We start from the raw sequence: 26606 nt of genomic DNA, 5'->3' as shown, positions 1-26606 counted from the left end.
CAATAGAAAAAGGGCCGCCTGGATTAAGCGGCCCTTATCAGTATCTTACATGTCCAATGCGGTTTTGACGGCTTCAACAGCGTCGCCGCCGTCCATCGTCGTCACGCCATCAAGCCAGCCCATCACGACATCCGTGTTGTCGGCCATCCATGCAGTTGCGGCTTCATTCGGCTCAGTCCCGTCGTTCAGGATCGCGCCCATGATTTCATTTTCCATGGCCAGCGTGAATTCAAGGTTTGTCAGCAGCTTACCAACGTTCGGGCAGGCATCAACGTAGCCAGCGGTCGTGTTTGTAAACACGGTCGCACCGCCAAGGTCAGGGCCAAACCAGTCGTCGCCACCTTCAAGGTAAGTCATGTCGTAGTTTGCGTTCATTGGGTGTGGTTCCCAACCGAGGAACACAACAGGCTCGTCGCGATCATCAGAACGGCCTACCTGCGCCAGCATGCCAGCCTCAGACGATTCAACGACTTCCATGTCCGCTGCGCCAAGACCGAACGCATCGGCCTCGATCATGTCCATGATCAAGCGGTTGCCGTCGTTGCCAGCTTCGATTCCGTAGATTTTACCGTCTAGCGCGTCAGCGTTGGCTGCAATTGCCTCGAAAGATGTGATTCCGAGGGCGGCACCAGCCGCGTTTGTCGCGAGCGTGTATTTTGCGCCTTCGAGGTTTGCACGAACCGTGTCGACGGTGCCAGCTTCACGATATGCCGCAATGTCGCCTTCCATTGTTGGCATCCAGTTGCCCAAGAACACATCAACGTCGCCTTCAGCAAGTGATGTGTAAGTTACTGGAACGGAAAGAACTTTGATATCTGTTTCGTATCCAAGTGCGCCCAGAACTACGGTAGTGGCAGCGGTTGTCGCTGTGATGTCTGTCCAGCCAACATCGGAAAACGTAACAAGGCCACAGTCTGCGGACGCTGTTGTTGCTGCACAGATTGCAAGAATTGAGATGGTAGATTTCATGATACTCTCCCTGAGTGTTTTTTGTTGATTGACGAGTCAATAAAGAACGATTTAATTCACTTGGCAACCGTTAAGAGGAAATGATGCCAAAGCTTGGGATGGAACCTATACGCCGCGCGGCGCTGGTTAAAGCCACGATTGACTGTATCGGCGCACAAGGGTCGCTGGACGTCACCGTTAGCCAAATTGCAAAGAGTGCGGGCATGTCTTCGGCCCTTGCGCACCACTACTTTGGCGGCAAGGATCAAATATTCTTGGCGGCGATGCGGTCCATCCTACGTGATTTCGGTGTCGAGGTGCGTGGCAGGTTACGGGACGCACTAACACCACGCGGCCGCGCGGAGGCCTTGATTTCAGCGTCTTTTGCGCCTTCCTGCTTTGATCCTGCGACTGTCAGCGCATGGATGACTCTTTACGCGCAAGCAACGACACAGCCCGACATGCACAGGCTTTTGCGGCTTTATCAGCGTCGTTTGCAATCCAACCTGACACATGCGCTTCGGCCTTTGTCTGTTACGCCGGTTGACGATGCACACACGCTCGCGGCGTTGATTGATGGGCTTTACTTACGGGCGGCATTGTCGCGAAGCCCCAACCCAGAAGCTGCACAGGCCACTGCATTGCGCACCCTTGATCAGATGGCCGGAGCAAACACATGAGCAAGCCTAACATTCTAATCATTATGGTCGACCAGTTGAACGGAACGCTGTTTCCGGATGGCCCCGTAGATTGGTTACACGCCCCGAACTTGAAAAAGCTTGCGGCGAAATCGACCCGTTTCAAGAATACCTACACCGCGTCGCCCTTGTGCGCACCGGGGCGGGCGTCGTTTATGTCCGGTCAATTGCCATCGCGAACACAAGTTTATGATAACGCGGCGGAATTTGCGTCATCCATACCGACTTATGCACACCATCTTCGCCGCGCTGGGTATCAAACCTGCTTGTCCGGTAAGATGCACTTTGTCGGCCCAGATCAGTTGCATGGCTTTGAAGAACGCCTGACCACGGACATCTATCCACCCGATTTCGGATGGACGCCGGATTATCGCAAATCGGGTGAACGGATCGACTGGTGGTACCACAATATGGGGTCGGTGACCGGTGCTGGGGTTGCCGAAATCACCAACCAAATGGAATACGATGACGAGGTTGCCTACAACGCGACCCGCAAACTGTATGATCTGTCACGCGCCCATGATGAACGTCCTTGGTGCTTGACGGTTTCGTTCACCCATCCGCATGATCCGTATGTTGCCCGCAAAAAATATTGGGACCTGTATGAGGATTGCGAGCATCTGATGCCGGACGTCGCTCCGATCCCCTATGAGGAGCAAGATGCGCACTCGAAACGAATTCTTGATGCGAATGATCACGAGAACTTCGACATTACTGAAGAGCAAGTGCGTCGAGCCCGACGCGCCTATTTCGCCAATATTTCCTACCTCGATGATAAGGTTGGTGAGGTTCTGCAAACTCTAGAGGACACCCGCCAAGACGCGACGATTCTGTTTGTGTCCGATCACGGGGATATGCTCGGGGATCGCGGGCTTTGGTTTAAAATGTCCTTCTTTGAAGGTTCGGCGCGTGTGCCGCTGATGATTTGTGCGCCGGAAATGGAAGCGGGACTTTTGGAAACGCCAGTTTCAAACATCGACGTCACACCAACGTTGTGTGACCTCGCGGGTGTGTCGATGGATGAGGTTATGCCGTGGACGGAAGGTATGTCGCTTGTTCCAATGGGGCAGGGCGCTGAGCGCACCGAACCCGTTGCGATGGAGTATGCGGCGGAAGGATCTTACAGCCCGCTGGTGTGTTTGCGGTACGGAAAATGGAAATACACGCGCTGTTTGCTCGATCCAGATCAGTTATTTGATATTGAGGCCGACCCGAACGAGTTGAGCAACCTCGCAGATGTTGCAAAACATCAAGGGACGTTGGACCAATTGCGTGCCAAATCCGAAGCGCGCTGGGACCTGAACGCTTTCGATGAAGCCGTGCGCGAAAGCCAAGCGCGCCGCTGGGTCGTCTATGAGGCTTTGCGCAACGGGAACTACTTCCCGTGGGATTACCAACCGCTTCAAAAAGCATCCGAGCGCTACATGCGCAATCACATGGACCTCAATGTTCTTGAGGAAAATCAACGCTTTCCGAGAGGGGAATAGAGTGACCTACGATATCCAGCCAACCGCCAGCCATTTCATTGATGGTCAATACGTAGAAGACAAAAACGGCACGCCGATACCTGTGATTTGCCCCGTTTCTGAAGAACAAGTCGCGATTGTTTACGAGGCGACCCCTGCGATTGTTGAGCAGGCGTTGACGGCTGCCAAACGGGCTCAAGGTGCATGGGAAGCGATGACCGGAACCGAACGCGGCCGCGTGCTGCGCCGCGCAGCTGAGATTATGCGCGAGCGCAATTACGACTTGTCCGTTTTGGAAACCAACGACACCGGAAAACCGCTGCAAGAAACCCTTGTCGCTGATGCCACGTCTGCGGCGGATGCATTGGAATACTTTGGTGGTTTGGCTGGGTCGTTGACAGGCGAACACATCCAGCTTGGCGATGATTTTGTCTACACCCGCCGTGAGGCGCTTGGCGTTTGCGTTGGTATTGGCGCATGGAACTACCCGACACAAATCGCGGCGTGGAAAGCGGCACCTGCGCTCGCCTGCGGGAACGCGATGGTGTTTAAACCGTCAGAACAAACACCTCTCTGCGCGCTTAAAGTCGCGGAAATCCTTCATGAAGCTGGCGCACCTGCGGGCATCTACAATGTCATTCAAGGGATGGGCGATGTTGGGGCCGCGCTGGTCACAGACCCGCGTGTTGATAAAGTGTCGCTGACGGGATCCGTCCCGACGGGCCGAAAAGTGTACGCCGCGGCCGCCGAAGGCATTCGCCATGTGACGATGGAACTTGGCGGCAAGTCCCCCATCGTGATCTTTGATGACGCGGATTTGGAAGACGCGGTTGGGGGGGCCATTCTGGGGAACTTTTACAGTTCTGGACAGGTCTGTTCCAACGGCACGCGCGTCTTCGTGCAATCCGGCATCAAAGAGGCGTTTCTGAAACGCCTTTCTGAGCGGTTGAAGGACGTCAAAATGGGTGATCCGTTGGACGAGTCCGTTAACTTCGGACCTATGGTATCTGGGCGCCAGATGGAAATCGTACAAGGTTTTATCGCCAAAGGGATCGAGCAAGGCGCACGTCTGGTCACAGGCGGCCAACGCGAAGGCGATAAAGGGTACTTCCTGCAACCTACTGTTTTTGCAGACGTTACCGATGACATGGTGATCGCCACGGATGAGATTTTTGGCCCCGTTCTTAGCGTCTTGGACTTCGACGATGAAGACGATGTTCTGAAACGGGCCAACGCTACAGACTTCGGGCTCGCGGCGGGTGTATTTACCAATGACCTGAAACGCGCGCACCGCATGGTTGCCGGGTTTGAAGCTGGCACGACCTATATCAACACATACAACCTTGCACCTGTTGAGGCACCGTTTGGTGGGTCGAAACTCTCGGGGGTCGGGCGTGAAAACTCTAAGGCGGCGATCGAACATTACAGCCAATTGAAGTCGGTTTATGTTGGGATGGCTCCAGTGGAGGCGCCGTTTTGATGCAAGCTGAATGTATCATTGTCGGTGCGGGTAGCGCTGGGTGCGCGATGGCCTATCGACTGGCCGAAGCTGGTCGCAAGGTCATCGTGATCGAAACAGGCGGCACCGATATTGGGCCGTTCATCAACATGCCCGCCGCGCTGTCCTACCCCATGAGCATGAAGAGATATGATTGGGGGTATAAATCCGCGCCCGAACCGCATCTTGGTGGGCGTGAATTGGCATGTCCACGTGGCAAGGTGATTGGAGGGTCGTCCTCGATCAACGGCATGATCTACGTGCGTGGCCACGCTAAAGATTTTGACCACTGGGCCGAAAGCGGTGCGCAGGGTTGGGCTTACGCTGACGTGTTGCCGTATTATAAACGTATGGAAGACTGGCATTCCGGCGGGCGCGGCGGCGACAAGAACTGGCGCGGCAAGGGTGGCCCGCTTCATGTCACCCGTGGCCCTGGAACCAACCGGCTAACCCGTGCCTTTATCAAGGCAGGCGAACAAGCGGGATACGAGCTAACCTCGGATTACAATGGCGAGAAACAAGAAGGTTTCGGCCCGTTTGACGCGACCATCTGGAAGGGCAAACGCTGGTCCGCAGCATCGGCATATTTGCGTCCGGCACAAGCCACTGGAAACTGCGAAGTGGTTCACGGCACTGCCGCGCGTGTGATCATGGACAATGGCCGCGCTACGGGTGTTGAGCTGACCGATGGGCGCGTGTTTGACGCGAGCGTTGAAGTCATAATCGCAGCTTCAGCGATTAACTCGCCCAAGTTGTTGATGCTGTCGGGTATTGGCCCCGCGGAACACCTGTCCGAGCATGGGATCGAAGTCGTGGCGGATCGCGCTGGAGTCGGGCAAAACTTGCAAGACCATCTCGAACTTTACGTTCAGATGGCCGGAAAGGGTCGTCATAGCCTCTACAAATACTGGTCAATGATCGCCAAAGCATGGGTTGGCGCGCGCTGGTTGTTTACAAAGACCGGCATCGGCGCGTCCAATCAGTTTGAGGCGGCAGGTTTTATCCGGTCCAAGGCCGGATTGGACTATCCTGACATTCAGTTTCATTTCCTTCCAATTGCTGTTCGGTATGACGGGACAGGCGCACAGGAAGGGTTTCAGGCCCATGTCGGGCCGATGCGTTCCAAATCACGCGGTGCTGTGACGTTGACGTCGGCTGATCCGAATGCCGATCCGAAGATTTTCTTCAACTACATGTCGCATCCCGATGACTGGGAAGAGTTTCGCAACTGCATCCGCCTCACACGTGAGATTTTCAGTCAGGACGCCTTTGCAAAATACCGTGGCGAGGAGCTTTTGCCTGGGCCAGACGCGCAATCTGATGAGGCGTTGGACGCCGCCATTCGTGAGGACGTGGAAAGCGCCTATCATCCGTGCGGTACCTGTAAGATGGGTAGTATCGACGACCCTATGGCGGTCGTTGATCCACAGGGGCGGGTCATCGGGGTTGAAGGTTTGCGCGTCGCGGACAGCTCAATTTTCCCGCGTATCACCAACGGGAACCTGAACGCCCCGTCAATCATGGTAGGTGAAAAAATGGCCGATCATGTCTTGGGAAAAACGCCACTTCCCCCAAGCAACGATGCGCCGTGGATTCATCCAGAGTGGAAAACCGCGCAGCGTTAACCCGTTAATAAGTTCTGACTTGCGAAGTGACCCCGTTAACAATTAGTTAGCGGAATGTTCCGCATTTTGTCACTCATGTTGTGCCTCTCGTCTCCTGTTTTGGCAGATGTAGAAGGAACTGTTCGTGTGGTTGACGGTGATACCTTGGACGTTTCAGGCCAGCGCGTACGCCTTCATGGCATTGATGCCCCCGAGACAGAGCAAACTTGCGAAGACGCGCAGGGGCGTGTTTGGCCATGTGGTGCATTTGTTCGTGAAGAGGTCGCACGGCGCTATCAGGGACAGCGTGCGACATGCCGCGAAGTTGAGCAGGATAGGTACGGGCGCAGCGTTGCCAAGTGTTTCGTAGATGGCCGTGACATCGGGGAGGCCCTCGTTTCTGATGGTTGGGCGCGGGCATACCGTGAATACTCAATGGACTACGACTTGGCTGAGAAAACGGCGCAGGTTCTTGGTCTCGGGCTATGGGCCAGTTCAATGCAGGAACCTTCGGCTTATCGGGCCGATCAGCGCGTGCCGACGCCTGATACCGCCGCTCCGGATGCCAATTGTATCATCAAGGGTAACATTTCTGGATCCGGACGCATTTACCACATGCCCCACAACCGCGACTACGCGAACACTCGTATCAACGAGGCGAGTGGCGAGCGTTGGTTTTGTAGCGAAGCGGAAGCACGGGCGGCGGGTTGGCGTGCGGCACGCAACTGAGTGATTTGTTGATCCTGATCAAGGCGCCGCATGTCACGTCGTTCTAGTTTTCCTACGACACTTACAGGAGAACACCAATGTCACATACAGCCCACGAACTCGCAGATGAATTCCCAGAGCACGCTGAAAAGATTAGCCAGCTAAAGCAGTCTGATGCACATTTCGCAAAGCTGTCAGATGCGTATCACGAAGTGAATCGCGCGATTCACCGTGCAGAAACAGATGTTGAACCAACAGATGATTTGCACATGCAAGACATGCGTAAAGAGCGGATGTCTTTGAAAGATCAAATCTGGTCTATGCTTGCGGTCTAAGCCGCGTTTCGATGCAGTACCCAGCTGCCTTAGTCTAATTGATAGGGCAGCATGCCGCGTTCATTCGGGTCAACGCTCAACTGGCGTTCCAGTGGCGGAACCGACCTGTGCGGGCAGGATTTTCGCTCGCAGATGCGGCAGGAAATACCGATAGGTTCAAAGGCGTCTGTGTCTTCGGCCATCATGTGGTCTGCGTAGACAAGTTTTGAGGCGTGTTTGACTTCGCACCCTAATCCAATCGCGTAGCGGCGGGTCGGAACGCCCCACGCGCCACCGGGTTTGCTGACGTCCCGTGCGAGGCAGAAATATCGAACCCCATCAGGGGTTTGTGCCAGTTGACGCAACCAACGGCCCGGCGTTTCAAACGCACTATGAACATTCCATAACGGGCAAGCGCCGCCAAATCGTGCGAATTGCAGCGTTGTTGCTGAGTGGCGTTTTGTGATTGTTCCCGCTGGATCAACACGCACAAAGAAAAACGGAATACCCTTCGCACCAGGGCGTTGCAGCGTCGATAGACGATGGGCGGCCTGTTCGAGGGACACACCGAACTGATCGGCTAAGCGTTCAAGGTCATGCCGGGTGTTTTGGGCGGCCGTTAGGAACGCCTCATAGGGCATGAGTGCCGCACCTGCGAAATAGTTGGCCAGCCCGACTTTGGCGATGCTGCGGGCTTGGGGCGATTGAAAACGTGCAAGATCCAGCGTCGCTTCCAACAGGTTTTCCTGTTTGATCAAAGCGACCTGTAGCAGTAATTGAAAGCGCTGTGTCGCTGCTGCGGCTTTCGCGGAAAGCGTGAGGACTCGTGTGGTGGGGTCATAGTGGCGGATCCCGTCAATATCTGCGTAAACGATACGAACGCCGTCTTCCGCCAGTGCGCTTCGGGCCGCGCTGTCAATGTCCCCCGCAGCCGTGGTGGCGAAATGTTCAGCCGCGCGATCAACCGCATCAATGTAGTTGTCGCAGTAGTGAAAAAAGTCGCGCACTTCTTCCCATGGGCTGGCGGAGAGGCGGCTGTCTTCACGCCCTAAGGCTTCGTCCAATGACGCCAGCCGCTCATGGGTTTGGCGGTAGGCTGTGTGTAACTCAAGGAAGGCGCGGGCAAGGGCAGGGGCGTTTGATGCAGCGAGGCGCAGATCGACAAGCGGTGGCGTGGTACTGGTGAAAATCGGGTCAGCCAAAGCTTCGCGCATGTCCCCGACAAGGCGGGCTTCGTCACCAGACTGTAGCTCTGTGACGTCAAACCCAAATTCCTGCGCCAAGGCCAAGACCACAGTCGTCGAAACCGGACGGTTGTTGTTTTCCATTTGGTTTAGGTAGGGCAGGGATACGCCGAGCTTTTCAGCGAATATCTTTTGGGTACAGCCAATGCGTCCGCGCAGTTCCCGTAGCTTAGCGCCAGCGTAAAGTTTATGCGGTGCCATACCGTGTCCCCTAATCGTTGAAATGCAAATTTGATAATAGACTTTGCAAAGTCACGAGTCGAGTGGTCAGCTAGTTTGCATCCTCAACAATGGCCGAGCGCTTGATAACCCAAAGTGCGCAGAAGACCGCGATAACTGCGGTGACGAGCATCAAGATTATTAATGGCCGCGCACCTGTATCTGGCCCAAGGATGAACCCTGCGATCACGGAGAGCGCAGCGCCGCCACCAATCATGAACGCTCCGCCAAGGCCCGCGGCTGAGCCAGCAAGCGCGGGACGCACCGACAGCATTCCAGCGTTCGAGTTCGGGAGCATGATGCCGTTCCCCAAGCCGATTGAAATCATGAACCCAAAGAAAACAAACGGATGAACGATGCCGAGCAGATCAAAGAGCAATAACATTGTCATGCCGCTGGCGGCTATAAGGGCGCCAAATAACACCATGCGATTGATGCCGACGCTGACCGAGTACCGACCCGACAGCCCGTTCCCAACGAGATACCCGATCGCAGGTGCGCCGAAATACAGCCCGAGTTCTGCGGGATCCATGTTGAAAACCTCGCTGCCGACGAAGGGCGCTCCGCCGAGGTAGGCGAAGAATGCGCCGGAGGAAAAAGCTGCAGCGAGGCAATACGCCCAGAAACGTTGTGACAGTAACAATTTGGGGTATTCGCGAAGTTGCTCTCTAAAGCCGCCTTCGCGTTTGGTTAGGGTCTCTCCTTGGTCAAAAAATGCGATTACCAACAATAAAAGCCCGCCACCTGCGAGAAGCCAGAATGAGGCTTGCCAGCCAAAGGCTTCGTCCAGTCGGCCACCCAGTGCCGGTCCCAGCATAGGAACCACCGACATACCCATCGTTACATAACCGATCATAGATGCGGCTTGAGCCTGCGGAACCATATCGCGGATGACCGCGCGGCTGATCGCAAATGCAGTGGCGATTGCAGTTTGCAGTAGGCGGCAAATCAAAAACACCGTAAAATTGGGGGCGTAGATTGCGCCCACGCTGGCCAAAATGAAGATCGACACAGTTGCAAGGACGATTGGCCGTCGCCCATAACGATCAGAAATCGGCCCAATCGCGATTTGCACCACTGCCGTCGTCGCAAGGTAGGCTGATACCGATAGCTGCATAAGGCTATATTCCACGCCAAAATGTTCGGCCATCGATGGCAATGATGGTAAGAAAACATTGAGTGAAAGCGCCCCGATGCCAGCCATCAGGATAAGTGTCGCGATATGGGGCGGGGTGGTGCGATCAAGGAATCGCGACGTAGCTGAAGTGGACATAGGTTACAGCTAGTCTTGTGAAGTGCCTTCGTCCAATGCAATTACGTCGTTAAGGGCGTTTCTTCTGGCGGATTTGCTGTTTTGCAAATACAGGGACCAGTTAATGAGTGAGTTTGCAAATTTGCGAGAAGGGACTCGGATCGCGATGCGAATGAGGATAGTTTCGCCGAAATCAATAGGGACAGATTTATGACCGATATCCTGCAAGAGCTTGAAGATCGACGCGAAGCAGCCCGTATGGGTGGTGGGCAAAAGCGCATCGACGCTCAACATGGCCGTGGCAAACTTACCGCACGCGAACGGATTGAGTTGTTGTTGGATGACGGCAGCTTTGAAGAATACGACACCTTCGTGACGCATCGTAGCACCGACTTCGGTATGGAAAAGACGCGCCCTGCAGGGGATGGTGTTGTGACGGGCTGGGGCACGGTTAACGGTCGTCAGGTCTACGTTTACTCGCAAGATTTCACAGTCCTCGGCGGTTCGGTGTCTGCAACACACGCGGCCAAGATCGTAAAAATCATGGATATGGCGATGCAGAACGGTGCGCCGATTGTGGGGATCAACGATTCCGGTGGCGCACGTATTCAGGAAGGCGTCGATGCCTTGGGTGGTTACGGCGAAATCTTCCAGCGTAACATCATGGCGTCTGGTGTGGTTCCGCAGATCAGCCTGATCATGGGGCCTTGTGCCGGTGGTGCGGTTTACTCGCCTGCGATGACGGACTTTATCTTTATGGTGAAGGACAGCTCGTACATGTTCGTCACGGGTCCTGATGTTGTAAAGACGGTTACAAACGAAGTTGTAACGGCAGAAGAACTCGGTGGTGCGACAACGCACACACGCAAATCGTCCGTGGCGGATGCTGCGTTTGAGAACGATGTTGAGGCAATTGCCGAAGCGCGCCGTTTGGTCGACTTCCTGCCACTCAACAACCAACAGAAGCCGCCCGTTCGTCCATTCTTTGATGATGTCGCGCGTACGGAATCCAGCCTTGATACGCTTATTCCAGACAACCCGAACCAGCCCTACGATATGAAAGAGTTGATTCATAAGATCGCAGACGAAGGCGATTTTTATGAGATCCAGAAGGACTTTGCGGGCAACATCTTGACGGGCTTTATTCGCCTTGAGGGGCAGACGGTCGGTGTTGTTGCCAACCAGCCAATGGTTTTGGCGGGTGTTCTGGACATTGATAGTGCGCGTAAAGCGGCACGTTTCGTGCGCTTCTGTGATGCGTTCGAAATTCCAATCCTGACACTTGTTGACGTTCCTGGCTTCTTGCCTGGTGTGACCCAGGAATATAACGGCGTAATTAAGCACGGTGCGAAGCTGCTGTACGCTTATGGCGAAGCGACCGTGCCAAAAGTCACCGTCATTACGCGTAAGGCCTATGGCGGCGCGTATGTTGTTATGTCGTCCAAACACCTGCGCGGTGACTTGAACTATGCATGGCCAACTGCGGAAATCGCAGTGATGGGCGCGAAGGGTGCAACCGAGATCATTCACCGTAAGGATCTGGATGACCCGGAAAAGACCGCTGCACACACCAAAGACTACGAAGACCGTTTCGCGAACCCGTTCGTGGCTGCGGAACGTGGCTTTGTAGACGAAGTAATTGTTCCATCTTCTACGCGCAGGCGCCTATGCCGTGCTTTCGCCGGTCTGCGTGGAAAGCAAACAAAGATGCCTTGGAAGAAACATGACAACATCCCGCTTTAATAAGCACCCAAGTCTACTAAGTATTTGTAAGCAGGCTGTTTTCTTCGGCCTGTGCTCAATCGGTGTGCCCACTGTATTGGCCGCTGATGGTATCGTCGTGCCGTCAGGCCAGCCGGTGTCCTTCATCGAATTCATTTCCGAGGAGGCGACTAATACAGTCCGCTTCCGTTTTCTGACCCCAGAGATAGGCAAATCTTTCCAGTACATGGATGTCGCTGATGACTTCCAAGTGGTGTGCGATGAATTAGTGATGCCAGCGCTGATTGAAAATGCAATCGAACCTAACCAAATCGTTCTGTCTATGTCGGCTGCGAACATTCCGTTTGGGGAAGACGATCCTGACGTTTTGCAGTTTTTCGAGATTTTTAGCCACGAAAATGGCACCTGCATCTGGGAGGAATTTTAATGTTCCTACAACATGTTGCGGCCCAAAGCTCATCTACTTGTCGTTCTGATGCAGCGGAGTCACAGGCCTGCGTGTCGAAATCCGTCTCGTATCTTTTCCTCAGGTTTCCCGTTAGTTTTCCACATGGTTACTCCCAAGTGACCTACCCTCAGAATGCGCGAGGGAACCGACCCAATGTTGGTTCTGATCGTGTGAAAAACAGAGACAGGAGAATAACATGTCTAAGAGCATTAAGAGTCTTTGCGCCATGTCCCTGCTTGCCCTCGTGGCAGCATGTGGCGGCAACAGCGCAGGTGACGTTGAAGAATTCGTGGTCGTTGACCCAGTTCCAGTCACAGTCGAGCCAGTATACACTGGCAAGTACAACTAAAGAATTTCCGGGGCAGGCGGCAACGCCTGCCCCAACCCATCGTGCCCCATCTCGGAGGGTCAACTGATGGAAAAGCACCGCGGATTCCCAAGCCGCCTCCCGAGTTCCGATTTTCAGTTCACAATTCGCCGCCCCGTCAAGAAGGGCTTGCCGCCTAAGTTGTTCAAGCGCGAACGCTATGCGGATCGTCGTCCTGCAGATCGTCGCGCGGATGAGGGGTTCATGTGGGCGCTAAAGGAACACTTCGGCGATGTCCCGTTTGCACGCGGGAACCTTGATGCAGGACGTTTGAATTTTGTCTTCGGCCGCGAAGTCATTCCCGCCGAAGATCCATTCGATCCGGAAAGTTATGAAGCACTGCTAAAGGTCGACCTGAAGCGTACAGAACAGTCCTTCCCAGAGATTTTTCGCCCTGACTGGGCGCCGGGGCAGAACTGATGATCAATATAGCAATGCGCGACAATTGGCCGATAACTACGCAACTTTGGCGGGAAACGGCCCACATTGGGCAATCGCCGACCATGGCTGATGACAGCTGCGTTTCGCTGTGCAAATCTCAATTTGTAGACGGTTCGCACAACGAGCGGACGACCCTACATTGTCAATACCGTTACCCTTCCCCTCGTCGGTCTGATCCCATTTTAGGGTTCAGGCCGACACCCCTTTTCTCGGGTCCTTTGGTGGTTTTCCGCCACTGCTTTCGCGCAGTGCAGAAAATGCTTGTGTTGCAGACGCAAAACGCCGAATCTACGCGGAATAAAACCAAGCAAACTTCAATGCAAAATAAGGGCAGTAACCTATGCTTAAATTCCGTCTTATCCTCGCCGCGACAGCAATCGCTTCGCTTTCCGCATGTCTCGACAACGACCTTGAGCGCGGCCTTGCCGGCGCTGCAGCTGGTGCTGTCATCGCAGACGCAACAGGTGGCAACGTTGTCACCGGTGCCGTCGCTGGTGGCGCTGTTGGCGCCCTTTGTGACGAAGTCACAAGCATCTGCCGATAAAAACATCCCGTCCCAATTTGGGGCGAACCGAAATTTTGACCGCCGTTCAGGATATCCCCTGAGCGGCGGTTTTGCATTCTAAGGGGCTAACAATGTTCAAAAAAATCCTAATCGCCAACCGTGGTGAGATCGCTTGCCGTGTCATCAAGACCGCGCGTAAGATGGGCATCAAAACGGTTGCCGTCTATTCAGACGCCGACCGCAACGCGCTGCATGTCACCATGGCGGATGAGGCCTATCACATCGGGCCGCCCCCTGCGAACCAGTCCTACATCGTGATCGACAAGATCATGGAAGCGGTCAAAGCGACGGGTGCCGAAGCTGTGCATCCCGGTTATGGCTTTTTGTCAGAGAATGCGAAATTCGCCGAAGCGCTGTCTGCCGCTGGTGTTGCCTTTATCGGGCCCCCAGTTGGTGCGATTGAAAAGATGGGCGACAAGATTACGTCTAAGAAGATTGCGCAAGACGCAAAAGTGTCGACTGTTCCGGGCCACATGGGATTGATCGAGGACGCGGACGAGGCGGTCAAGATCTCCCAAGACATCGGCTATCCGGTGATGATCAAAGCTTCCGCTGGTGGTGGTGGTAAGGGCATGCGGATTGCATGGGATGATGAAGGCGCGCGCGAGGGCTTTCAGTCTTCGAAAAACGAAGCGGCGAACTCTTTTGGCGATGACCGGATTTTCATTGAAAAATTCGTCACCCAGCCGCGCCACATCGAAATTCAGGTTCTGTGCGACACGCATGGTAACGGAATCTATTTGGGTGAGCGCGAATGCTCCATCCAGCGTCGCCAACAAAAGGTTGTTGAAGAAGCGCCGTCGCCGTTCCTTGACGAAGCAACGCGCAAAGCCATGGGTGAGCAATCCGTAGCCCTTGCGAAGGCCGTTGATTATGCGTCGGCGGGTACGGTTGAATTCATCGTTGATGGAGACCGGAACTTCTACTTCCTTGAAATGAATACACGTTTACAGGTGGAACACCCTGTAACCGAGTTGATCACAGGCGTTGATCTTGTGGAGCAGATGATCCGCGTGGCTTACGGCGAAAAGCTGAAGATCGCACAAAAGGATGTCACGCTGACAGGTTGGGCGATGGAAAGCCGTCTTTACGCGGAAGACCCATATCGTGGGTTCTTGCCGTCCATTGGCCGTTTGACGGCGTACCGTCCACCGGCTGAGGTCTCGGCTGGCCCGTTGCTCGCGAATGGTAAATGGCAGGGCGATGCCCCTGAAGGCAAGCACGCGGTGCGCAATGACACGGGTGTCTATGATGGGGGCGAAATCTCAATGTATTACGACCCGATGATCGCCAAGCTGTGTACTTGGGCGCCAAGCCGTGCTGAAGCGATTGAAGAAATGCGCGTCGCCTTGGACAGCTTTGAGGTTGAAGGCATTGGCCACAACATCCCATTCCTTAGCGCAGTTTATGACCATGAGAAATTCACCTCTGGCAACATGACAACAGCCTTTATCGAGGAAGAATTCCCTGAAGGCTTTGATGGTGTTGAACTGCCAGATGCCACATTGGACCGGATCGCAGCTGCGACTGTCGCAATGTACCGCGTTTGTGAAATCCGCCGTACGCAGATTTCTGGACGTATGGATAACCATGAACGTAAAGTTGGCGAAGATTGGGTTGTTACGCTCCCAGGTCGTTCGCTAGAAGCGCATGTTAGTGCTGACAAGCAGGGCGCGAACGTAACGGTCAATGGTTCCAGCATGCGTGTCGAAAGCGATTGGGTTCCGGGTCAGCCGCTCGCTTCCCTTTTGGTGGACGGTGAACCGCTGGTTCTGAAGGTCGGCCATATTTCTGCAGGGTTCCGTGTGCGATACCGCGGTGCTGATATGAACGTTCGCGTGCGCACACCACGTCAGGCCGAACTCGCAACATTGATGCCAGAAAAGCTGCCACCAGATACATCCAAGTTACTGCTTTGCCCGATGCCGGGGATGATCGTGAAGATTGACGTCGAAGTCGGTGACGAAGTGCAAGAAGGGCAGGTGCTTTGCACTGTTGAAGCAATGAAAATGGAAAACAACTTGCGCGCTGAGAAGCGCTCAATTGTGACCAAAATCAACGCGGGGGCCGGCGACAGTCTTGCGGTTGATGACGTGATTATTGAGTTCGAATAATCCCGTGACCTGTGCGCATCATCATTCAAACCTCAGATCGTCGATTTCTTGCTGCCTCAGCGGCATTTTATCGATGGATCGGGTGATTTCGCGCACATCCCACGGGTTTGGCTTTCGCAATTCTACTTCGCCGTCTTTGCCGATGATAACCAACCCAAACCCGCGCGGGCGTAGACGCGTGCGCAGCGGGCTTTGCGCGGATGGATCGGTGTCCGTCAACACGATGACATCCCGTTCTGCGAGGTCATCTACGTTTTCGAGCAACAGGTCCATTTGTTCCCGGAAGCGTGGATCATTCGGGCTATCGGCAAAGACAACGACAGGGCGCGCCAGCCAGATAAGCGTATCAATATCCAACGACGTTGCATCGAATACTTGCGTTTTGTCAGCGGCCCATGCGTCCGCGACGGACGGTGTCTCGGCTTCTTGTGCAGTGGCAATGGATGCAAATAACACCCAAGTAAACAAAGCTAAAATACGGATCATGAACGCCCCCTTTGGCAATGATATAGGGGCGCCACTCCAAAAGGCTAAGGGTAAATCGCCCGCTAGCCATAACATTTTCCGGAAGTGCCTAATCATATGCTTCCCTTTTTCGAGGGATTTCGACGGGCTTTGCAAGGTTTTCAGCGAGAGCTGAAGTGACACACACCGCCGGATAAATACGGCGTTATTAAGAGGACGAACCGATGGGATCGAAAAAGGAATGGGCCGAACGCGCGCAGGCTGAACTACGTGGTAAGCCGCTGGACGACCTGACGTGGAACACTATCGAAGGCATCGACGTCCAGCCTGTTTATGGCGCGGATGATGTTGAGGGTCTTGATCATCTTGGCACCTTGCCAGGCGAGGCACCGTTTACGCGTGGGGTTAAGGCGACGATGTACGCTGGCCGTCCTTGGACGATCCGCCAATACGCAGGCTTTTCCACCGCCGAAGAAAGCAACGCATTTTACCGCAAGGCGTTGGCCGCTGGTCAGCAGGGCGTGTCTGTTGCGTTCGATCTGGCGACGCACCGTGGGTATGACAGTGACCATGAACGCGTTGTTGGGGATGTGGGCAAGGCCGGTGTTGCGATCGACTCCGTTGAGGACATGAAAATCCTGTTTGATGGTATTCCATTGGACAAGGTCAGTGTTTCCATGACGATGAATGGCGCTGTTATTCCGATTTTGGCGAACTTCATCGTTGCTGGTGAAGAGCAGGGACATGACCGTAGCGTTTTGTCTGGCACGATCCAGAACGACATTCTCAAGGAATTCATGGTGCGAAACACCTACGTATATCCGCCTGAGCCGTCGATGCAGTTGGTCGCGGATATTATCGAATACACCGCCAACGAGATGCCGAAGTTTAACTCGATTTCGATTTCCGGCTACCACATGCAAGAAGCGGGTGCGAACCTTGTGCAGGAACTTGCGTTCACGCTAGCAGATGGGCGCGAATACGTGCGCACAGCCATCGCGCGTGGCATGGACGTGGACAAATTTGCGCCACGCCTGTCGTTCTTCTTTGCCATTGGCATGAACTTCTTCATGGAAGCCGCCAAGCTGCGTGCGGCCCGTTTGTTGTGGTCGAAAATCATGTCGGAGTTTGAGCCAAAATCCGAAAAGTCATCCATGTTGCGCACGCACTGCCAAACGTCCGGCGTATCGTTGCAGGAACAGGATCCCTATAACAACGTGGTCCGTACAGCCTATGAAGCGATGGCGGCGGTTTTGGGTGGCACCCAGTCCTTGCACACCAACGCCTTGGACGAAGCGATTGCATTGCCGACTGAATTCAGTTCGCGCATCGCACGTAATACCCAGTTGATTTTGCAGGAAGAAACGGGCGTCACAAACGTCGTCGATCCGCTTGCAGGGTCTTACTACGTTGAAAAGCTGACCGCGGATTTGGCAGATGAAGCGTGGAAGCTGATCGAAGAAGTCGAAGAGATGGGTGGTATGACCAAGGCTGTTGCATCCGGCATGCCTAAACTTCGGATTGAGGAATCAGCCGCCAAGCGCCAAGCGATGATTGACCGCGGAGACGAGGTGATCGTCGGTGTGAACAAATACCGTTTGGACAAAGAAGACCCGATCGACATCCTTGATGTTGATAACGTCGCAGTGCGCGAAGCACAGGTCGCACGGTTGGAGAAAATCCGTTCCACCCGTGATCAAGCTGCCTGTGATGCGGCCTTGGCCGAGGTCGAACGTCGCGCCCGTGAGGGAGGAAACGTGCTTGAGGCCGCCGTTGCAGCAGCGCGTCATCGCGCAACAGTAGGGGAAATCAGCATGGCAATGGAAAAAGAGTTCGGACGCCACCGCGCTGAAGTAAAGACCTTGGCGGGCGTTTACGGTGCCGCCTATGAAGGCGACGAAGGCTTTGCCGCGATCCAGAAAGACGTCGAAGATTTCGCTGAGGCTGAGGGCCGCCGTCCACGCATGTTGGTCGTGAAAATGGGCCAAGACGGGCATGATCGCGGCGCGAAAGTTATTGCCACGGCGTTCGCCGACATCGGCTTTGACGTAGACGTGGGCCCACTGTTCCAGACGCCGGAAGAAGCGGCGCAAGACGCGGTGGACAACGATGTGCACGTCATCGGAATTTCATCGCAGGCCGCGGGTCACAAAACGTTGGCGCCAAAGCTGATCGAAGCGCTGAAGGCTGCTGATGCGAACGATATTTTGGTCATTTGTGGGGGCGTCATCCCGCAGCAAGACTATGATTTCCTTAAGAAAGCTGGCGTGAAAGCGATCTTTGGACCGGGGACCAACATTCCAGAGGCTGCGCGCGACATTCTGAAACTGATCCGCGCGACACGGTAATGAAACGGGCCGCCATCGCAATCGGGATGGTGTTGGGCGCAGTTTGGGCGGTCGCGATAGTCTTGCTTCCGCTTCGGCTAGGTCTGCCGTTCGTGCCGCCTGCGTTGGCTATTCCGGCGGCGTTCTTGATACCGGGGATCGTCATGGCGATGATGATCGGTGTCCTTGCTGCACGACGGTTTTTCAATGCGGACCTGATTGATGGCTCTGCCGCAATCACGGGAACGCGTGTGGATATCGACGAGCGCGTTTTGCTTAATACCGTAGAGCAAATGGTACTTGCGCTGCTTATTTGGCCGTTTATCGGTTTCAATCTTGGCGGCGTATCTATCCTTGCGCTTGGCGTCGGGATGGCTGTGGCCCGTTTGATCTATTGGGTTGGCTATCATGTCTCGCCTCCGCTACGCTCGCTTGGGTTTGCAGCCAGCTTTTACCCGACGCTGTTTGGTGCGTTTTGGGCTGTGTGGATATGGATTAACTAGGGGTGACTTATGAAGTTGGACCATCTAGCGATCGCGGCTGAAACGCTAGAGGAAGGCGTTTCTTGGGCTGAAGAGCGTATGGGCGTTACCTTTCAAGGTGGCGGCAAGCATGAGCGGTTTGGGACCCACAATAAGTTGCTGGGACTGGAAGACGACATCTACATCGAAGTGATCGCAGCTGATCCGTCTGCAAATAGTATGGGGCCGCGCTGGTTCGGGCTTGATGTTTTCAGTGGGCCGCCGCGTTTGGTGAACTGGATTTGTGAACCCTGTGTCTTGGAGCCGCTGTTGATCCACGGGATGGAGGCCGTCGAGATGTCACGGGATGAATTGCGCTGGGACATGGGCGTGCCACCAGATGGAACGTTGCCGATGGGGGGCGGTTTTCCGACGGTTTTGTCATGGAAAACAGACACGCCACCGGGGGCGAAGTTGATTTCTTCGGGGCTTAAACTTGAGGTTCTAACGGTTCGACATCCAAATGCGTTGGACATCGCGGCAGAGCTTGATGGCGTATTGAGGGATGACAGGGTCCGGTTTGCCGAAGACGCCACCATATCGCTGTCCGCGCAGTTTTGCAGCGAAAATGGTTTGATAACATTATGATTGTTCGTCCGGCCACCCAAGACGACAGCACTGCTATTGCGGCGTTTTGGAATCCGCAAATCCGCGAAACCGTGGTGACGTTTAACTCTGTGACGAAGTCACCCGACGAAGTGGCGCAGATGATTGCCCAACGGCCGTGCTTTTTGGTGGTTGAGATTGACGGCGTTGTTCTTGGCTTTGCGACATATGACCAGTTTCGTGGCGGCATTGGATATGCTCACACGATGGAGCACACCATCATTCTTGCGCCTGAGGCTTCGGGGCAGGGCGCGGGTCGGGCGTTGATGCAGGTTTTGATGGACCATGCCCGCGCCGCGGATACCCATGTGCTTGTGGCGGGCGTTTGCGAAGAGAACGCGGCGGGTGTCGCGTTTCATCGTGCATTAGGGTTTGAAGAAATTGCGGTGCTTCCGGAAGTTGGGCGCAAGTTTGACCGTTGGATGGATCTCGTGTTGATGCAAAAACGGCTCTAACATCCCACGACAGATTGGTTAAGAATATGCCCATGTCGATTTGGACCCGTATCACCGACGCAGTGTCGTCCCTAGCCGCTGGCGAAGGCCTGTCAGAAGTTTTTGCAAACCTGCGCACGCCGCCGGAACGTTCTGTCGCGTTCGCGATTGCCGTTATAGCACTTGGTGCGAAAATGGCGAAGGCGGATGGGCAGGTCACCCGCGACGAGGTAACAGCGTTTCGTGAGGTGTTCACCATTCCTCAAGGGGAGGAAAAGAACGCAGGTAAGCTGTTTGATTTGGCCCGCACCGATGTCGCTGGGTATGAAGATTACGCTTATAAAATCAAAGCGATGTATGGAGGCGATGTCGCTGCACCGCTGTGTGATTTGATGGAAGGACTGTTTCATATCGCCCTTGCAGATGGGCACTATCACCCAAATGAAGATGCGTTCCTAGCGCGGGTCGGCGAAATTTTCGGACTGGATGAAACCCGCTTCAAACGGCTGCGGTCGCAGTTCGTTCCAGATGCCGAGCGCGATCCCTATGACGTATTGGGCGTTACGGCGGGAACCTCGATGGAGGAAATGCGCAAGGCGTGGCGTAAGCTGGTGCGCGAAACCCACCCAGACCAGATGGTCGCGCGGGGAGTTCCGGAAGAAGCCGTGAAACTTGCTGAGAAAAAGATGATCGCAATCAATCGGGCGTGGGACGAGATCAACGAACGTGGTGCTGCGTGAAGATTGCCACCTATAACGTCGAGTGGTTTTCGAACCTGTTTGATGATGAAGGTACGCCGTACAACGATGACCGTTGGTCAGGGCGTTGGGATGTCACGCGTGCCCAGCAAACGGCCGCACTTGGTGCGGTGTTTCAGGCATTAGACGCTGACGGGATCATGGTTGTCGAAGCGCCGGACAGCCATGCGAACCGTGATGGTGTGGCTGCGCTAGAAGGGTTTGCTACAAAGGTCGGCATCAGGGCACGCAAAGCGATCATCGGCTATGTTAATGAAACGCAACAGGAAATTATCTTTCTGTTTGATCCGGACGTTCTAAATGTGCGCCATGATCCGCGCGAGGATGGAGCGCCGCGTTTTGATCAGGCGATAAAGATGGACCTTGATGTCGATGCGCAACTCGACTCGGTCAAATGGTCAAAACCGCCTCTGGAAATTGAGGTGACGCATACCTCAGGTGCCGTTTTCCGATTGATCGGTGTGCATGCGAAATCCAAGGCGCCCCACGGTGCACGCAACGATGCGCAAGCCATGCGCATATCAATCGCCAACCGACGCAAGCAATTGGCGCAGTGCATTTGGCTGCGACGACGGGTCGAAGCGCATCTTGAGGTGGGCGATAACATGATCGTTTTGGGGGACTTCAACGATGGTCCGGGCCTAGACGAATACGAGAAACTGTTTGGGCGGTCCGGTGTGGAAATCGTGCTGGGAGAGGGCAATGGAGAGCAGCTGTTTGACCCACATGCACGCTTAGCGTTGTCGCAACGGATCGGCGCAATGCCTGTGACCGCTCGATTTACCGTCGGCAAGGACCGCCATTTTATGTCTGCCCTGTTGGATTACATTATGGTGTCGCAAAGTGTGCGCGCGATGAACCCGACATGGAGCATCATGCACCCGTTTGATGACCCGAAATGCTTTGCAGACAAAGACCTTTGCGCCGCGCTGTTATTGGCCTCAGATCACTTTCCGGTGGTAATAGATATTCCGCTCTGATTGAGAAATGGTGTCAGCGTCCCTATATTGAGGGCATGAAACATCTCATCCTTGCTGCCCTCATCGCTTTGCCTGCCCCTGCACTTGCGCAAGAAGAGGGAGAAATCGAAGAAGGCTTTTCGCTGATGGAAGAAGGCGCGAAGCTTCTGTTTCGCGGCATCATGAGTGAGATGGAACCGGCGATTGACGACTTTTCTGACCTCGCAGAGGAACTGGAACCAGCGTTGGAATTGCTTGCGACCGAAATGGGACCTGCTTTGATAGAGCTGATCCAAACGCTTGATTCTGTGCGGTATTATGAACGCCCCGAGGTATTGCCGAACGGGGACATCATCATCCGTCGCAGCCCAGACGCGCCGGAATATGAACCACGCGAAGAGGGCGACATCATCGACCTTTAGGCCCTAACGCGTCGCGCCCCTTTGACACGGACCGAGGCTTCGGCGCCGAGTGAGCTGGCGAGCGACTCCAAACGGACTTGAGCGACTTCTCCAAACAAAGGCGCTGCCGCTTCTTTCAGGACCAGTTCAAGTGTGTTCGTTTTGGCGGAATACTTTAGCGTTCCCGGCTGTTCGTCTGCTTTAATCCACAACATCGCGCCCAATCGCATGGCTTTACCGAGGACCTCGGCGTTGAGCTGCTCTTTAGGGTCAAGTAACTCGAACAATGGCTCAAACCGTGTACCATCTCGTTTGTTCGTATAACGATGCAGCAATGCGATCCCGAGGAACACGCGTTCTGAATGCTTCAATCCACCCAAGTTTGCACGAGTTGTGTTGTCGAACACGACTTCGTGGCGGTAATCGGGATGCGCGCGCCAGCTTACGTCGTGGAGCAAACACGCCGCCCTGATGATACGTTTGCGTGCGTGGCTTGTGCGGCCAAACAGGGGCAGGACAAAATGATATAGCGTGCGGCCGAACCCAGGCAGACGGGCGTCTTTCGCTTCTGCAAAACGGCTGGCTTCGATAAGTGGATCACGCTCGCGAAGCTCAGCCGGCATTTGTTCATAAAGCATACCTTCACGGATGCCGTAGCTGGAAACCGTGATGTCCTTGGGTTTGAAGCGGACGACGACGGCGCGCAAAACATGAACCGCGTAAGGGACCAGTGCCATTCGGCTGTCGGAAATCCCACACCGTGAACGTAGGTCCTGCAGGTCACTTTCTTCGATGTATTTCAATGTTTTGGCGATGCGCGTCGGCGTCATTCGATATTCATGCAAAACCGTTAACGGGTAACCGCGGCGTTCCATATCAATCCGCGCAATGGCTCGCCAAGATCCACCAACGAGGAAAAGACGTTTGCCGGTTTCACCGCCCATCTTATCGAACAGCTCTGCCACGGTTTCTTTGATAAACGCACGGCGGGCTTTTTTGCTATTCATTTCGCGCAGTTTTAGTGGGCCGAGCGCGGAAGTCACACGTCGCCCAACGCGTCCCTCAAACAGGTCGGCGAGTTCCATAGAGGACCCGCCAATATCACAGACTAAACCGTAGCTGCCGGGCCAACCAAGCAAGACGCCTTGCGCAGACAGACGCGCTTCCTCTTGTCCGTCGATGACCCAGAGTTTTAGGCCGGTTTCACGCAATACATCGGCACGAAAGTCTGGTCCATCGCTTGCTTCGCGTACGGCGGCAGTCGCAACAGCCGTAAGGGGCGGAATACCAAGGCTTTGTGCGAGAGCGACAAAGCGGTGGATCGCTGAAAGGGCACGCACGCGGCCTTCGGGATTGAGGCGGCCCGTTTCAGCCATACCTGCACCGAGGCCTGCCATGATTTTTTCGTTGTAGAAATAGGCCGGGCTTCGTGCCGCGCCATCAAAGATCACCAATCGTACAGAGTTAGAACCAACGTCGACCACTCCGACACGTGAGAGTGCACGCGCTTTTGGATCATTGAAAAGCGGACGACCAAAGGGGCCCCAATCATGCTCAGCATCCGAAGTTTTGCCGTCGCTCATATCGCCCTCGTTTGGTTCTTCGTGACCATGGCTAGCGGTTTTCGTTGAGTCAATTGCGTCACTTAGTCTTCGGTGTGGGTCAACTGCGGCACGTCAGACGCGCCAGCGGAACCGCGACCAGAAAGAGAGGGATTTTCCATAAAGAAACGGTGGCAATTAAAGGCAAATGTGCCTTCTTCAATGTCCGCTCGTTCGAAAACTCCATCTGGTCCCATGATCCAGCTTTGCGCCACGTCAGCTAGGTTTGCTGCCATGATCTGGCTGACGATCTGGGCTTTGACGGTGTTGTTATTTACTTCGACCAAGGTTTCGACACGTCGGTTCAAGTTCCTACTCATCCAGTCGGCACTGGAAAAGAAAACGCGGGACTTTTTGGCAGGAAGGCCGTGGCCATTGCCGAAACAAACGATCCGCGAATGTTCCAGAAAACGCCCAACGATGGATTTGACGCGAATGTTGTCTGACAGCCCCTTAACGCCGGGGCGAAGACCACAGATGCCGCGAATAACGAGGTTGATTTTAACGCCTGCTTGGGACGCTTCATAAAGCGCATCGATGACATCGGATTCAATTAGACTGTTCATCTTCGCCCAGATTTCAGCAGGCTTGCCAGCGCGCGCGTGATCTGCTTCGGCGGCGATCATTTCCAATAGTCGCGGCTTTAACGTGATCGGTGAAATTGCGAGGTTTTCAAGGTCGTCCGGCTGGACATATCCGCTGAGGTAGTTGAACACTTTCGTCGCATCGCGCCCAAGGGCAGCATCACACGTGAAGAACGACAGGTCAGTATAGATACGCGCAGTGATGGGGTGGTAGTTGCCTGTTCCATAGTGGGTATAGGTCACCAACTCATCGCCTTCGCGCCGTACCACAGTTGAGATTTTTGCGTGTGTTTTAAGGTCCAAGAAACCGTAAACAACATGCGCACCCGCGCGTTCCAAGCGGCGCGATTGGCGAATGTTGGCGGCCTCATCAAAGCGGGCTTTTAGTTCAACCAAGGCCGTTACGGATTTGCCATCCTCGGCTGCTTCACACAGGGCTTCAACAATCGGGGATTTCTTGGAGGTCCGATAAAGCGTCTGTTTGATTGCAACAACATCAGGGTCGCGCGCCGCCTGTTTAAGGAACCGCACAACCATATCGAAGGTCTCGTAGGGGTGGTGCAGCAGCATGTCTTTCTTGCGAATGGCCGCGAACATATCGCCGTCGTGGTCTTGAACACGCTCTGGCACACGCGGTGCAAACGGTGGCCACAACAAGTCTGGGCGCGCGTCTAAAACCAGCTCACTGATATCAGCCATGCCAATGACCCCATCAATCTCTACGACTTCGTTTTCGGAAACATGCAACTCTCCCATGATCAGGTTGCGCAGCCCTTTCGGTGCCCCCGCAGAGACCCGCATGCTGACAACTTCGCCGCGACGGCGGCGTTTCAACGCAACTTCGAATTCACGCACGAGGTCCTCGGCTTCGTCTTCAACTTCGAGGTCGCTGTCGCGCAGGATACGAAAGGCGCAAGAGCCTTTAACTTTGTAGCCTGGGAACAACCCGTCAAGATTGTCCATCAGTAGTTCTTCAAGCGGCAAGAAACGATGGCCGTCTTCACTGGGGCAAGCGATGTAGCGGTCAACTTGGGCTGGTACAGGTAACAATGCTCGCAACGCGCGTTTGTCTTTGCTTCGCTCTAACTCCAACGCCAATGCGAACCCTTCGTTCGGTAGGAACGGGAAGGGGTGGGCCGGATCAATTGCAAGTGGGGACAGCACGGGGAAAACTTGGCGGAAAAATACATCCTTTAGAAAGACGCGATCTTCGTCCGACAGGTCTTCGCGTTTGAGAATCGAGATTTTCTCACGGGCCATTTCAGCGTGCAGGTCGGTAAATACCTTTTGTTGTCGCGCCAATAAGTTTCGGGTGTTCTCATCGATTAGCGCCAGTTGTTCTTCCGGTGTTAGCCCGTCCATTGACGGGGTGGTATTGCCGTTGTGGGCCAGTTCCCTTAGGCCCGCGACGCGCACGGTGTAGAACTCGTCCAAGTTGGTTGCCGAAATGGATAGGAACCGTACGCGTTCCAGCAGTGGAATGCGTGGGTTCTCGGCCTCTTCCAAAACACGCCAATTGAACCCCAGCCAGCTGAGTTCACGGTTAAAAAACCGCGAGGGACCATTCATATCGCCGTCTACAACCTGCGCTTCTGGGAAGTCGGCCCTTAGGAAGTCTGCCTTTGTCATCAGTGTCTTGTGCCAGTCATTTATGTCAGCAAGGTGACACTATCCCTCATCTTGGTGCAAAGTGTCCAGCACGGCGCGCACAAAGGGACGCGAAAGGGGTTTGGATTGGGCCAAAGCTTCGCGATCTAGCGTCTCAACGATGTTGCGTACAGTATCAAACGCCCGTGGCAAATGCTTGATTAGATAGGCGATGGCATCGGGTGTTGGCGCAAGTTGGCGATCTGCGAAGTGTTTTAGAAGCACCGCGGTAAGCAGGGCATCATCAGGGTTTTCAATCGTAACACTGGTGGCGGCAGACAGGCGGCTGGCCAAGTCTGGCAATGTGATGCCCCAGCGCGACGGAGGTGTTTTACCGGTTAGCAACAGCGCGTGGTTGTCCCGACGAAGGGCATTGTGGGCGTGAAATAACCATTCTTCGTTTGCTATTGCGAGGGCGTCCCCATCTTCAATGACAAGCGGGTCGATTGGCATTGGGGTATCCGGTGTGATGTCTCCGGCGTTTAAAATCGTCGCGCCCGTTTGCTCGGCGAATACGCGAGCAAGGTGTGTTTTCCCGGAACCCGCAGGCCCAACCAGCGCGAGCTTATGGTCCGGCCAAGTGGCAGGGGTTTGCAGCAGGGCGTAAGCCAACTCATTCGCGCGGGAGACAAAAAAGTCCTGCGCTTCCAGCCGCACATTTGCGGGCAGGTCAAAAGCCAATTGGCGCGCCATGG

The 26606-nt window shown here is 54.7% G+C and carries 26 protein-coding genes; 19 read left to right on the top strand and 7 right to left on the bottom strand.

Annotation, left to right across the window (positions count from 1 at the left end):
- Positions 1 to 45: 45 nt before the first annotated feature.
- A complete protein-coding gene (gene choX / locus OCA8868_RS04445; protein ID WP_093995294.1) occupies positions 46 to 969 on the bottom strand; it encodes a choline ABC transporter substrate-binding protein in 924 nt (307 codons plus the stop codon).
- A gap of 83 nt (positions 970 to 1052) precedes the next feature.
- Here choX and betI point away from each other — a divergent pair, with 83 nt between their 5' ends.
- The 6 genes from betI (at position 1053) to OCA8868_RS04415 (ending at position 7257) form a co-directional block, all read left to right on the top strand.
- Positions 1053 to 1628, top strand: a complete 576-nt coding sequence (gene betI, locus OCA8868_RS04440) for a choline-binding transcriptional repressor BetI (RefSeq protein WP_093995533.1) — start codon at positions 1053 to 1055, stop codon at positions 1626 to 1628.
- A complete protein-coding gene (gene betC / locus OCA8868_RS04435; protein WP_093995293.1) occupies positions 1625 to 3133 on the top strand; it encodes a choline-sulfatase in 1509 nt (502 codons plus the stop codon). The genes betI and betC overlap by 4 nt, the downstream gene beginning before the upstream one ends.
- 1 nt (position 3134) lies before the next feature.
- The gene (gene betB / locus OCA8868_RS04430) at positions 3135 to 4592 is read left to right on the top strand and encodes a betaine-aldehyde dehydrogenase (protein ID WP_093995292.1); all 1458 of its coding nucleotides are present in this window, start codon (positions 3135 to 3137) and stop codon (positions 4590 to 4592) included.
- On the top strand, positions 4592 to 6235 hold the full coding sequence (betA, locus tag OCA8868_RS04425) for a choline dehydrogenase (protein ID WP_093995291.1): 1644 nt from the start codon (positions 4592 to 4594) through the stop codon (positions 6233 to 6235). The genes betB and betA overlap by 1 nt, the downstream gene beginning before the upstream one ends.
- A 126-nt stretch (positions 6236 to 6361) precedes the next feature.
- Positions 6362 to 6943 (top strand): thermonuclease family protein, encoded by a 582-nt coding sequence (locus OCA8868_RS04420; RefSeq protein WP_370737982.1) that lies wholly within the window; start codon positions 6362 to 6364, stop codon positions 6941 to 6943.
- A 77-nt stretch (positions 6944 to 7020) separates the two neighbouring features.
- Positions 7021 to 7257, top strand: coding sequence for an HP1242/YdcH family protein (locus tag OCA8868_RS04415; protein WP_093995289.1), 237 nt, complete (start codon positions 7021 to 7023; stop codon positions 7255 to 7257).
- 29 nt (positions 7258 to 7286) lie between these two features.
- On the opposite strand, the gene OCA8868_RS04410 is transcribed toward OCA8868_RS04415, so the two are convergent.
- A complete protein-coding gene (locus tag OCA8868_RS04410; protein ID WP_093995288.1) occupies positions 7287 to 8681 on the bottom strand; it encodes a helix-turn-helix domain-containing protein in 1395 nt (464 codons plus the stop codon).
- Positions 8682 to 8751: 70 nt separating this feature from the next.
- On the bottom strand, positions 8752 to 9972 hold the full coding sequence (locus tag OCA8868_RS04405) for a multidrug effflux MFS transporter (protein WP_093995287.1): 1221 nt from the start codon (positions 9970 to 9972) through the stop codon (positions 8752 to 8754).
- Between the two features lie 189 nt (positions 9973 to 10161).
- Between OCA8868_RS04405 and OCA8868_RS04400 the strand changes: the two genes are divergently transcribed.
- From OCA8868_RS04400 to OCA8868_RS04380, 6 genes are all read left to right on the top strand, one after another.
- Positions 10162 to 11694, top strand: a complete 1533-nt coding sequence (locus tag OCA8868_RS04400) for an acyl-CoA carboxylase subunit beta (protein ID WP_093995286.1) — start codon at positions 10162 to 10164, stop codon at positions 11692 to 11694.
- On the top strand, positions 11675 to 12100 hold the full coding sequence (locus OCA8868_RS04395; RefSeq protein ID WP_245848030.1) for a DUF6497 family protein: 426 nt from the start codon (positions 11675 to 11677) through the stop codon (positions 12098 to 12100). Before OCA8868_RS04400 ends, OCA8868_RS04395 begins: the two co-directional genes overlap by 20 nt.
- A 217-nt stretch (positions 12101 to 12317) precedes the next feature.
- Entirely contained in the window at positions 12318 to 12470 is a 153-nt protein-coding gene (locus OCA8868_RS16600) for a hypothetical protein (protein WP_179214769.1), read from the top strand.
- Between the two features lie 66 nt (positions 12471 to 12536).
- Complete coding sequence (locus OCA8868_RS04390) at positions 12537 to 12908, top strand: hypothetical protein (RefSeq protein WP_179214768.1); 372 nt, start codon at positions 12537 to 12539, stop codon at positions 12906 to 12908.
- Between the two features lie 361 nt (positions 12909 to 13269).
- Entirely contained in the window at positions 13270 to 13473 is a 204-nt protein-coding gene (locus tag OCA8868_RS04385) for a hypothetical protein (RefSeq protein ID WP_093995284.1), read from the top strand.
- A gap of 92 nt (positions 13474 to 13565) precedes the next feature.
- On the top strand, positions 13566 to 15608 hold the full coding sequence (locus OCA8868_RS04380) for an acetyl-CoA carboxylase biotin carboxylase subunit (RefSeq protein WP_093995283.1): 2043 nt from the start codon (positions 13566 to 13568) through the stop codon (positions 15606 to 15608).
- A gap of 21 nt (positions 15609 to 15629) precedes the next feature.
- Here the strand turns inward: OCA8868_RS04380 and OCA8868_RS04375 are convergent, their stop codons facing one another.
- A complete protein-coding gene (locus tag OCA8868_RS04375; protein WP_093995282.1) occupies positions 15630 to 16094 on the bottom strand; it encodes a DUF4174 domain-containing protein in 465 nt (154 codons plus the stop codon).
- 203 nt (positions 16095 to 16297) lie between these two features.
- Here OCA8868_RS04375 and scpA point away from each other — a divergent pair, with 203 nt between their 5' ends.
- The 7 genes from scpA to OCA8868_RS04340 are packed head-to-tail and all read left to right on the top strand — an operon-like array spanning position 16298 to position 22100.
- On the top strand, positions 16298 to 18421 hold the full coding sequence (scpA, locus tag OCA8868_RS04370) for a methylmalonyl-CoA mutase (protein WP_093995281.1): 2124 nt from the start codon (positions 16298 to 16300) through the stop codon (positions 18419 to 18421).
- A complete protein-coding gene (locus OCA8868_RS04365; RefSeq protein ID WP_093995280.1) occupies positions 18421 to 18903 on the top strand; it encodes an MAPEG family protein in 483 nt (160 codons plus the stop codon). Before scpA ends, OCA8868_RS04365 begins: the two co-directional genes overlap by 1 nt.
- 9 nt (positions 18904 to 18912) lie before the next feature.
- Positions 18913 to 19509 carry a VOC family protein gene (locus OCA8868_RS04360; protein ID WP_093995279.1) on the top strand — a complete coding sequence of 199 codons (597 nt, stop codon included), beginning with the start codon at positions 18913 to 18915 and terminating at the stop codon, positions 19507 to 19509.
- A complete protein-coding gene (locus OCA8868_RS04355) occupies positions 19506 to 19982 on the top strand; it encodes a GNAT family N-acetyltransferase (protein ID WP_093995278.1) in 477 nt (158 codons plus the stop codon). Before OCA8868_RS04360 ends, OCA8868_RS04355 begins: the two co-directional genes overlap by 4 nt.
- Before the next feature lie 32 nt (positions 19983 to 20014).
- A complete protein-coding gene (locus tag OCA8868_RS04350; RefSeq protein WP_093995277.1) occupies positions 20015 to 20701 on the top strand; it encodes a molecular chaperone DjiA in 687 nt (228 codons plus the stop codon).
- Positions 20698 to 21699, top strand: coding sequence for an endonuclease/exonuclease/phosphatase family protein (locus OCA8868_RS04345; RefSeq protein ID WP_093995276.1), 1002 nt, complete (start codon positions 20698 to 20700; stop codon positions 21697 to 21699). Before OCA8868_RS04350 ends, OCA8868_RS04345 begins: the two co-directional genes overlap by 4 nt.
- 35 nt (positions 21700 to 21734) lie before the next feature.
- Entirely contained in the window at positions 21735 to 22100 is a 366-nt protein-coding gene (locus OCA8868_RS04340) for a hypothetical protein (protein ID WP_093995275.1), read from the top strand.
- Here OCA8868_RS04340 and OCA8868_RS04335 read toward each other — a convergent pair.
- From OCA8868_RS04335 to OCA8868_RS04325, 3 genes are all read right to left on the bottom strand, one after another.
- Positions 22097 to 23662, bottom strand: a complete 1566-nt coding sequence (locus OCA8868_RS04335; RefSeq protein ID WP_093995274.1) for a Ppx/GppA family phosphatase — start codon at positions 23660 to 23662, stop codon at positions 22097 to 22099. The two genes, OCA8868_RS04340 and OCA8868_RS04335, sit on opposite strands and share 4 nt — an antisense overlap.
- A 62-nt stretch (positions 23663 to 23724) precedes the next feature.
- On the bottom strand, positions 23725 to 25893 hold the full coding sequence (locus OCA8868_RS04330) for an RNA degradosome polyphosphate kinase (protein ID WP_093995273.1): 2169 nt from the start codon (positions 25891 to 25893) through the stop codon (positions 23725 to 23727).
- Between the two features lie 39 nt (positions 25894 to 25932).
- Positions 25933 to 26604, bottom strand: coding sequence for an HdaA/DnaA family protein (locus OCA8868_RS04325; RefSeq protein WP_093995272.1), 672 nt, complete (start codon positions 26602 to 26604; stop codon positions 25933 to 25935).
- Positions 26605 to 26606: the final 2 nt, after the last annotated feature.

The sequence above is a fragment of the Octadecabacter ascidiaceicola genome, assembly GCF_900185015.1.
GTDB lineage: Bacteria > Pseudomonadota > Alphaproteobacteria > Rhodobacterales > Rhodobacteraceae > Octadecabacter > Octadecabacter ascidiaceicola.
This window is presented reverse-complemented; position numbering and strand designations above follow the sequence as displayed.

Bases quoted from the DNA above. Each gene is read 5' to 3' on its own strand.
- OCA8868_RS04335 (WP_093995274.1), bottom strand. From the start codon at position 23,662: ATGAGCGACGGCAAAACTTCGGATGCTGAGCATGATTGGGGCCCCTTT.
- OCA8868_RS04405 (WP_093995287.1), bottom strand. From the start codon at position 9,972: ATGTCCACTTCAGCTACGTCGCGATTCCTTGATCGCACCACCCCGCCC.
- OCA8868_RS04325 (WP_093995272.1), bottom strand. From the start codon at position 26,604: ATGGCGCGCCAATTGGCTTTTGACCTGCCCGCAAATGTGCGGCTGGAA.
- OCA8868_RS16600 (WP_179214769.1), top strand. From the start codon at position 12,318: ATGTCTAAGAGCATTAAGAGTCTTTGCGCCATGTCCCTGCTTGCCCTC.
- OCA8868_RS04350 (WP_093995277.1), top strand. From the start codon at position 20,015: ATGTCGATTTGGACCCGTATCACCGACGCAGTGTCGTCCCTAGCCGCT.
- scpA (WP_093995281.1), top strand. From the start codon at position 16,298: ATGGGATCGAAAAAGGAATGGGCCGAACGCGCGCAGGCTGAACTACGT.
- OCA8868_RS04340 (WP_093995275.1), top strand. From the start codon at position 21,735: ATGAAACATCTCATCCTTGCTGCCCTCATCGCTTTGCCTGCCCCTGCA.
- OCA8868_RS04375 (WP_093995282.1), bottom strand. From the start codon at position 16,094: ATGATCCGTATTTTAGCTTTGTTTACTTGGGTGTTATTTGCATCCATT.
- betI (WP_093995533.1), top strand. From the start codon at position 1,053: ATGCCAAAGCTTGGGATGGAACCTATACGCCGCGCGGCGCTGGTTAAA.
- betA (WP_093995291.1), top strand. From the start codon at position 4,592: ATGCAAGCTGAATGTATCATTGTCGGTGCGGGTAGCGCTGGGTGCGCG.
- OCA8868_RS04390 (WP_179214768.1), top strand. From the start codon at position 12,537: ATGGAAAAGCACCGCGGATTCCCAAGCCGCCTCCCGAGTTCCGATTTT.
- OCA8868_RS04355 (WP_093995278.1), top strand. From the start codon at position 19,506: ATGATTGTTCGTCCGGCCACCCAAGACGACAGCACTGCTATTGCGGCG.
- OCA8868_RS04360 (WP_093995279.1), top strand. From the start codon at position 18,913: ATGAAGTTGGACCATCTAGCGATCGCGGCTGAAACGCTAGAGGAAGGC.
- betC (WP_093995293.1), top strand. From the start codon at position 1,625: ATGAGCAAGCCTAACATTCTAATCATTATGGTCGACCAGTTGAACGGA.
- OCA8868_RS04395 (WP_245848030.1), top strand. From the start codon at position 11,675: ATGACAACATCCCGCTTTAATAAGCACCCAAGTCTACTAAGTATTTGT.
- OCA8868_RS04330 (WP_093995273.1), bottom strand. From the start codon at position 25,893: ATGACAAAGGCAGACTTCCTAAGGGCCGACTTCCCAGAAGCGCAGGTT.
- OCA8868_RS04410 (WP_093995288.1), bottom strand. From the start codon at position 8,681: ATGGCACCGCATAAACTTTACGCTGGCGCTAAGCTACGGGAACTGCGC.
- choX (WP_093995294.1), bottom strand. From the start codon at position 969: ATGAAATCTACCATCTCAATTCTTGCAATCTGTGCAGCAACAACAGCG.
- OCA8868_RS04385 (WP_093995284.1), top strand. From the start codon at position 13,270: ATGCTTAAATTCCGTCTTATCCTCGCCGCGACAGCAATCGCTTCGCTT.
- OCA8868_RS04380 (WP_093995283.1), top strand. From the start codon at position 13,566: ATGTTCAAAAAAATCCTAATCGCCAACCGTGGTGAGATCGCTTGCCGT.
- OCA8868_RS04400 (WP_093995286.1), top strand. From the start codon at position 10,162: ATGACCGATATCCTGCAAGAGCTTGAAGATCGACGCGAAGCAGCCCGT.
- OCA8868_RS04415 (WP_093995289.1), top strand. From the start codon at position 7,021: ATGTCACATACAGCCCACGAACTCGCAGATGAATTCCCAGAGCACGCT.
- OCA8868_RS04365 (WP_093995280.1), top strand. From the start codon at position 18,421: ATGAAACGGGCCGCCATCGCAATCGGGATGGTGTTGGGCGCAGTTTGG.